At 72.3% G+C, this 6,654-nt stretch carries 7 protein-coding genes and 2 pseudogenes; 6 read left to right on the top strand and 3 right to left on the bottom strand.

Annotation, left to right across the window (positions count from 1 at the left end):
- The coding region (locus A5702_RS26385; RefSeq protein WP_369817915.1) for an ATP-binding protein at positions 1-77 on the bottom strand (77 nt) is incomplete at its 3' end.
- A gap of 6 nt (positions 78-83) precedes the next feature.
- Here A5702_RS26385 and A5702_RS14975 point away from each other — a divergent pair.
- Positions 84-446: pseudogene (locus A5702_RS14975) on the top strand (ATP-binding protein); the annotation flags it as partial.
- A 14-nt stretch (positions 447-460) separates the two neighbouring features.
- Here the strand turns inward: A5702_RS14975 and A5702_RS14970 are convergent.
- Complete coding sequence (locus tag A5702_RS14970; RefSeq protein ID WP_055403243.1) at positions 461-736, bottom strand: DUF4190 domain-containing protein; 276 nt, start codon at positions 734-736, stop codon at positions 461-463.
- 113 nt (positions 737-849) lie between these two features.
- Between A5702_RS14970 and dprA the strand changes: the two genes are divergently transcribed.
- The 4 genes from dprA to A5702_RS14950 are packed head-to-tail and all read left to right on the top strand — an operon-like array spanning position 850 to position 5,035.
- Positions 850-2,016, top strand: coding sequence for a DNA-processing protein DprA (gene dprA / locus A5702_RS14965; protein WP_156669635.1), 1,167 nt, complete (start codon positions 850-852; stop codon positions 2,014-2,016).
- 31 nt (positions 2,017-2,047) lie between these two features.
- Positions 2,048-2,899 carry a siderophore-interacting protein gene (locus A5702_RS14960; RefSeq protein WP_068221629.1) on the top strand — a complete coding sequence of 284 codons (852 nt, stop codon included), beginning with the start codon at positions 2,048-2,050 and terminating at the stop codon, positions 2,897-2,899.
- A 42-nt stretch (positions 2,900-2,941) separates the two neighbouring features.
- Positions 2,942-4,105, top strand: a complete 1,164-nt coding sequence (locus tag A5702_RS14955; protein ID WP_068221627.1) for a lactate 2-monooxygenase — start codon at positions 2,942-2,944, stop codon at positions 4,103-4,105.
- Positions 4,106-4,138: 33 nt separating this feature from the next.
- Positions 4,139-5,035 carry a tyrosine recombinase XerC gene (locus tag A5702_RS14950; protein WP_068221625.1) on the top strand — a complete coding sequence of 299 codons (897 nt, stop codon included), beginning with the start codon at positions 4,139-4,141 and terminating at the stop codon, positions 5,033-5,035.
- 24 nt (positions 5,036-5,059) lie between these two features.
- Here A5702_RS14950 and A5702_RS14945 read toward each other — a convergent pair.
- A pseudogene (locus tag A5702_RS14945) lies at positions 5,060-5,524 on the bottom strand (M23 family metallopeptidase); the annotation flags it as partial.
- 283 nt (positions 5,525-5,807) lie between these two features.
- Here A5702_RS14945 and rpsB point away from each other — a divergent pair.
- Positions 5,808-6,644, top strand: coding sequence for a 30S ribosomal protein S2 (gene rpsB / locus A5702_RS14940; RefSeq protein WP_055403237.1), 837 nt, complete (start codon positions 5,808-5,810; stop codon positions 6,642-6,644).
- The last annotated feature ends 10 nt before the right edge of the window (positions 6,645-6,654 follow it).

Raw genomic sequence — 6,654 nt, 5'->3', positions numbered from 1 at the left:
ACCCGCAGGTCCACCCGGTCCATCAGGGGCCCGGACAGCTTGCCCAGGTAGCGGCGCTTGACCGCCGCCGCACACATGCAGTCCTGCGGGTGGAAATGCACGGGGTGCGCGCGGGCGCGTTCTCGGGTGGCCAAGCCGAGTCGACGGCGCAGGTCCGCCATCGGGTGGCCCAGGCCCGCGCGGCCGCGGCCGCGCGGTGGCTACCGCACGGGTTTCGTACCAACGCGGAGGTCAGCGGGGCGCTGCTGCGCCGCAAGTTCCGTCCCGGCACCGCCGCGATGACCCCGCTGCAACAGGCGCTGGATCGTGGCCTGCTCAGCATCCGGGGCCTGGACCGCACCCTGCGGGTCGCGTGGACTTTGGCCGACCTGGCGGGCGGGGTGGCGCCCGGGCCCGAGGAGGTCGCGGCCGCGCTCAGCTTTCGGCAGCCGGGAGCCCACCGATGAGCGCCGGCCGCCGGTCACCAGTACGCCTTCGTCAGCCAGTCGTTGTGGCCGCCCCGGACCGCGATCGCGACGGTCACCAGGATGGCGAAGGCCCGCGCGAACTGCGCCATCGCGCGGCCGGCCTCGCCGCGCCGTTCCATGTCGCGCAGCGCGACGCACGCGAGGACGCCGCTCAGGATCGGGATCGGCAGGCCGCACCAGCTGATCAGGCTCAGGGCGAACGCGGTGATCGCCCACGGGTTCACCGGCCGGGCGGGCGCGGCGAGCCGCGTCGGCGGGCAGATGATCATTGTTCGCTCCTTTCGTCGCCGGCTGCGCAATGGCGAATGGGGGGCCACGACAACACATTCGCGTATGGGGCTCAACGGATTCTTGGTGGATTCTTGGGACCTGGAGCATGGCGATGCTGACGGCGGTCGACGACCCTGCGCTGCGCGCCTGGGCGTACCTGTCCCGGGTGGCGGAGCCGCCCTGCTCCGAGCTCGCCACCCTGGTGCGACGCGTGGGCCCGGTGGAGGCGGCCGACCGCGTCCGCCGCGGGCACGTGGACGACGACCTGGCGCGGCACACCGAGGCCAGACGCGAAATCGACTGCACAGCAGCCGATCTGGACCTGATTGCCGGGCGCGGGGGGCGGTTGATCACGCCCGGCGACGACGAGTGGCCGGTGCTCGCGTTCGCCGCGTTCGCCAACGGCCCGGCACGCGGCCGCGGTGGGGCGCCGCTGGTGTTGTGGGCGCAGGGCCCGGTCCGGCTCGACGAGGCCGCGCACCGCGCGGCCGCGGTGGTGGGAACCCGGGCCGCGACGGCTTACGGCGAGCGGGTGGCCGACGACCTGGCGGTCGGGCTGGTGCAACGCGACGTGGCCGTCGTCTCCGGCGGCGCCTACGGCATCGACGGCGCCGCGCACCGGGCGGCGCTGGCCGCCGACGGAATCACCGTGGCCGTTCTCGCCGGCGGGCTCGACATTCCGTATCCCAGTGGCCACTCGGCCCTGCTGCATCGCATCGGCCAACACGGGCTGGTCTTCACCGAGTACCCGCCCGGTGTGCGGCCGGCGCGGCACCGATTCCTGACCCGCAATCGCCTGGTGGCCGCCGTGGCCGGGGCCGCGGTGGTGGTGGAAGCGGGCCTGCGCAGCGGCGCGGCCAACACCGCCGCCTGGGCGCGCGCGCTGGGCAGGGTGGTGGCCGCCGTGCCCGGGCCCGTGACCTCATCGGCGTCGGCCGGATGCCACGCGCTGCTGCGTGACGGCGCCGAACTGGTCACCCGGGCCGACCACATCGTCGAGCTCATCGGCCGCATCGGCGAACTGGCGGCCGAGGAACCGCGCCCGGCGACGGCGCTCGACGGGCTCGGCGACGCCGAGCGCCGGGTCTACGAGGCGCTGCCGGGCCGCGGCGCCGCCACGGTCGAGCAGCTCGCGGTCGCCTCGGGGCTGGCGCCCGAGCGGGTGCTCGGGCCGCTGGCGATTCTCGAGCTGGCGGGGTTGGTGCGCCGCCAGGAGGGCAGGTGGCGACTTGTCCGGGCCACCGGCGGCCAAGCTGCGGCGACGGCGCGACTCGTATAGTCGACGGGGGTCGCAGGGAACAGGAGGACAAGTGGCGGGTCGACCTCTGCAACGCTTCGAGGTTGTCGATACCAAGGAACTCACACCGCACATGGTCGCGGTCGTGCTGGGCAGCAAGGACTTCGACGCCTTCGTGCCCAGCAAGTTCACCGACTCCTACGTCAAGTTGGCGTTCGTCGCCGACGACGTCGACGTCGAGGCCTTGCCCCAGCCGTTGACCCTGGACAGCTTCGCCGGCCTGCCCCCCGAGAAGCGGCCGTCGGTGCGGACCATGACGGTCCGCCACGTCGACCCGGCGGCCCGCGAGATCACCCTGAACATCGTCGTGCACGGCGAGCACGGCATCGCCGGCCAATGGGCCGCGACGGCCGAGCCCGGCCAGCGGATCTTCCTGATGGGCCCCGGCGGGGCCTACACCCCCGACCCGGCCGCCGATTGGCACCTGCTCGCCGGTGACGAGTCGGCGCTGCCCGCCATTGCCGCGGCTTTGGAAGCGTTGCCCGCCAACGCGGTTGGCAAGGCGTTCATCGAGGTGGCGGGCCAGGAAGACGAGATCGGGTTGACCGCGCCGGAGGGCGTCGAGGTGCACTGGGTGTATCGCGGCGGGCGAGCCGACCTGGTCCCCGAGGACCGCGCCGGTGACCACGCCCCGCTGATCGAGGCCGTCACCACCACGCCGTGGCTGCCCGGGCAGGTGCACGTCTTCATCCACGGCGAGGCGCAAAGCGTGATGCACAACCTGCGGCCCTACATCCGCAAGGAGCGCGGCGTGGACGCGAGGTGGGCGTCGTCCATCTCCGGTTACTGGCGCCGCGGGCGCACCGAAGAGACCTTCCGGCAATGGAAGAAGGAACTGGCCGAGGCGGAGGCCGGGACCTCGTAGCGGGTTCGTCGGCCCGACCGCGGGCTGGCATCCTCTACTTCCATGGCGCATTTCGGGGACTACCAGAACGAGATCTACCTGCGCGGGCTGGGCGGAGTGGTGCCCCAGTTCCCGATGGCCTTCGCGGAGCTGGAGGCCAAGGCCGCAACGGCGCTGCCGCCGTCGGTCTGGTCCTACGTGGCGGGTGGCGCCGGCAACGAGCGCACCCAGCGGGCCAATTGCGAGGCCTTCGACCGGTGGGGGCTGATCCCGCGCATGTTCGTCGGCGCCGCCGAACGCGACCTGTCGGTCGAGCTGTTCGGCCTGACGCTGCCGGCACCGGTGTTCATGGCGCCCATCGGCGTCATCGGCATCTGCGCCCAGGACGGCCACGGCGACCTGGCCACCGCGCGGGCGGCCGCGGCCACCGGCGTCCCGATGGTCGCCTCCACGCTGACCGTCGACCCGATGGAAGACGTCGCCGCCGCCCTGGGCGACACCCCGGGGTTCTTCCAGCTGTACACGCCCAACGACCGCGAGATGGCCGCCAGCCTGGTGCAGCGCGCCGAAGCGGCCGGATTCAAGGGCATCGTCGTCACCCTCGACACCTGGGTGACGGGCTGGCGCCCCCGCGACCTGAGCGCCTCCAACTTTCCCCAGCTGCGCGGGCACTGCCTGGCCAACTACACCAGCGACCCGGTCTTCCGCGCGGGCCTGTCACGCCCGCCCGAGGAGGACCCGCAGGGCGCCGTGCTGCGCTGGGTGCAGCTCTTCGGCAACGCGCTCACGTGGAATGACCTGCCCTGGCTGCGTTCGCTCACCGATCTGCCGCTGCTCGTCAAAGGCATCTGCCACCCCGACGACGCCCGGCGCGCCAAGGACGGCGGCGTCGACGGCATCTACTGCTCCAACCACGGCGGCCGGCAGGCGAACGGCGGCCTGCCCGCGCTCGACTGCCTGCCGGGCGTGGTCGAGGCGGCCGACGGCCTTCCGGTGTTGTTCGACTCCGGCGTGCGCAGCGGCGCCGACATCATCAAGGCGCTCGCGCTGGGCGCGACCGCGGTGGGCATCGGCCGGCCCTACGCGTACGGGCTGGCGCTCGGCGGGGTCGACGGCATCGTGCACGTGCTGCGGATGATGCTGGCCGAAGCCGACCTGATCATGGCGGTCGACGGGTATCCCGAGCTGAAAGATCTCACCCCGGACACGCTGCGGCGCGTCGACTGAGCGAAACCCGCGGCGCCTGCCAACGTTTCAGCTGTGGAGGCCGTCCTCGAGGAGTTCGACCAGTACCTGGAGCTGCAATGCGGCCGGTCGGCGCACACGCGCCGGGCCTACCTCGGCGACCTGCGCTCGCTGTTCGCTTTCCTCGAGGACCGCGGCGCCGGGCTCGACGGGCTGAGCCTGCTTCTGTTGCGGTCGTGGTTGTCGGCCGCGGCCACGGCCGGCGCGGCCCGCACGACGCTGGCCCGTCGCACCTCGGCGGTCAAGGCCTTCACCGCGTGGGCGGTGCGGCGCGGCCTGCTGATTGGCGATCCCGCGGCCCGGCTGCAGGTGCCGAAGGCGCACCGCACCCTGCCGGCGGTGCTGCGCCAAGACCAGGCGCTCGATGCGATGGCCGCCGCGAAATCTGGTGCCCAACAAGGGGATCCGATGGCGTTGCGGGACCGGCTGATCGTCGAGATGTTGTACGCCACCGGGATCCGGGTGAGCGAGCTGTGCGGCCTGGACATCGACGACGTGGACGCCCACCATCGGCTGATCCGGGTGCTCGGCAAGGGCAACAAGCAGCGCACGGTGCCGTTCGGGACGCCGGCCGCCGAGGCGCTGCGCGCCTGGCTGGACGAGGGCCGGCCCGCCCTGGCGACGGCCACCTCGGGGCGGGCCCTGCTGCTGGGCGCGCGGGGCCGGCGGCTCGACGTGCGCCAGGCCCGCACCGTCGTTCACCAGACCGTCGCGGCGGTGGACGGCGCACCCGACATGGGGCCGCACGGCCTGCGGCACAGCGCGGCGACGCACCTGCTCGAAGGCGGGGCCGACCTGCGGGTGGTCCAGGAGTTGCTAGGCCATTCCAGCCTGGCGACCACGCAGCTCTACACCCATGTCGCCGTCTCCCGGCTGCGGGTGGTGCACGATCAGGCGCATCCGCGGGCCTGAGCGCGGGCGGCGACCTCAGCCCCGCAACGGCTTGAGCCGGATCGGCGTCGACTTCACCAGGCCCACCGGATCGACGTAGTGGGCGCCGGACGCCGGACCCCACATCGCGCCCCAGTGCAGGCAGGCCGCGGCCGGGCAGCCCGCGTGCCCGGCGTCCAGCGTGCCGATCACGGTCGCCGCGGTCACCGACTGACCCACCGACACCGCCGCCCGGACCGGCTCGTAGCTGGTCCGCAACCCGCCCGGGTGCGCCAGCGACACCACCGGCCGGCCGGCCAGCTGCCCGGCGAACACCACGGTGGCGTCGCCCGCGGCGTACACGCGCTGACCAGGCGCGCCGGGCAGGTCGACCCCGCGGTGCCCGGGCTTCCAGTCCGGTGCCGGGGCGTCGAATCCGCGGGCGACGGGCGGGGCAGGCCGCAGCGGCCAATCCAGCCGAGGACCGTCCGCAATTGCCGGCGCCGCGCTGAGCACCGCCAGACACAGCAGCGGCCAGAAAACCCGTCGCATCGGCTCAGTTCATCGCCGGGCGGGCCCCCACACCACTCAGCCCGCCCGGTGCTGTGCAAAAACCACCTGCTGAGTCGGTGTAAACTGCTGGTCGCAGCTCGTTCGCGGGCTGACTTCGCGCGTCTGCACCGCGTCTCCCGTACCACTAGGAGTTCGCACCGCATGCCGAGCGGTCCCCTGAGGGGTTCGGCATCGCAGCAGGCGCCAGGGCCCGGCTTCACCCGACGCCGGGCGACAACCGAAACAAAGGAATGGCATCACCATGGCCGTCGTGACCATGAAACAGCTGCTGGACAGCGGCACCCACTTCGGGCACCAGACCCGACGCTGGAACCCCAAGATGAAGCGGTTCATCTTCACCGACCGCAACGGCATCTACATCATCGACCTGCAGCAGACGCTGACCTTCATCGACAAGGCGTACGAGTTCGTCAAGGAGACCGTCGCCCACGGGGGGTCGGTGCTGTTCGTCGGCACCAAGAAGCAGGCGCAGGAATCGGTCGCCGCCGAGGCCACCCGCGTCGGCATGCCGTACGTGAACCAGCGCTGGCTGGGCGGCATGCTCACCAACTTCTCGACCGTGCACAAGCGGTTGCAGCGCCTCAAGGAGCTCGAGGCGATGGAGCAGACCGGCGGCTTCGAGGGTCGCACCAAGAAGGAAATCCTGATGCTGACCCGGGAGAAGAACAAGCTGGAGCGCAGCCTGGGCGGTATCCGCGACATGGCCAAGGTGCCCTCGGCCATCTGGGTCGTCGACACCAACAAGGAGCACATCGCCGTCGGCGAGGCCCGCAAGCTTGGTATCCCGGTCATCGCGATCCTGGACACCAACTGCGACCCCGACGAGGTCGACTACCCGATCCCGGGCAACGACGACGCGATCCGCTCGGCCGCGCTGCTGACCAAGGTGATCGCCTCCGCGGTCGCCGAGGGGTTGCAGGCCCGCGCCGGGGTCGGCCGCGGCGACGGCAAACCCGAGGCTTCGGATTCGCTGGCCGCCGAGCCGCTGCCCGAATGGGAGCAGGAACTGCTGGCCTCCGCTGCCGCCAGCGCCCCCACCGACGCGGGCGCACCCGAATCGACAACAGACCCTTCATAGGAAGGTTGAC

Origin of the sequence: Mycobacterium sp. E3339, from assembly GCF_001666915.1 — a bacterium.
GTDB lineage: Bacteria > Actinomycetota > Actinomycetes > Mycobacteriales > Mycobacteriaceae > Mycobacterium.
The sequence above is the reverse complement of the archived record's forward strand: the minus strand, read 5'-3'. Positions and strand labels throughout refer to the sequence as shown.

What these genes read in the sequence shown, in the direction of transcription:
- A5702_RS14970 (WP_055403243.1), bottom strand. Translation starts at nt 736, where the DNA reads ATGATCATCTGCCCGCCGACGCGGCTCGCCGCGCCCGCCCGGCCGGTG.
- dprA (WP_156669635.1), top strand. Translation starts at nt 850, where the DNA reads ATGCTGACGGCGGTCGACGACCCTGCGCTGCGCGCCTGGGCGTACCTG.
- A5702_RS14955 (WP_068221627.1), top strand. Translation starts at nt 2,942, where the DNA reads ATGGCGCATTTCGGGGACTACCAGAACGAGATCTACCTGCGCGGGCTG.
- rpsB (WP_055403237.1), top strand. Translation starts at nt 5,808, where the DNA reads ATGGCCGTCGTGACCATGAAACAGCTGCTGGACAGCGGCACCCACTTC.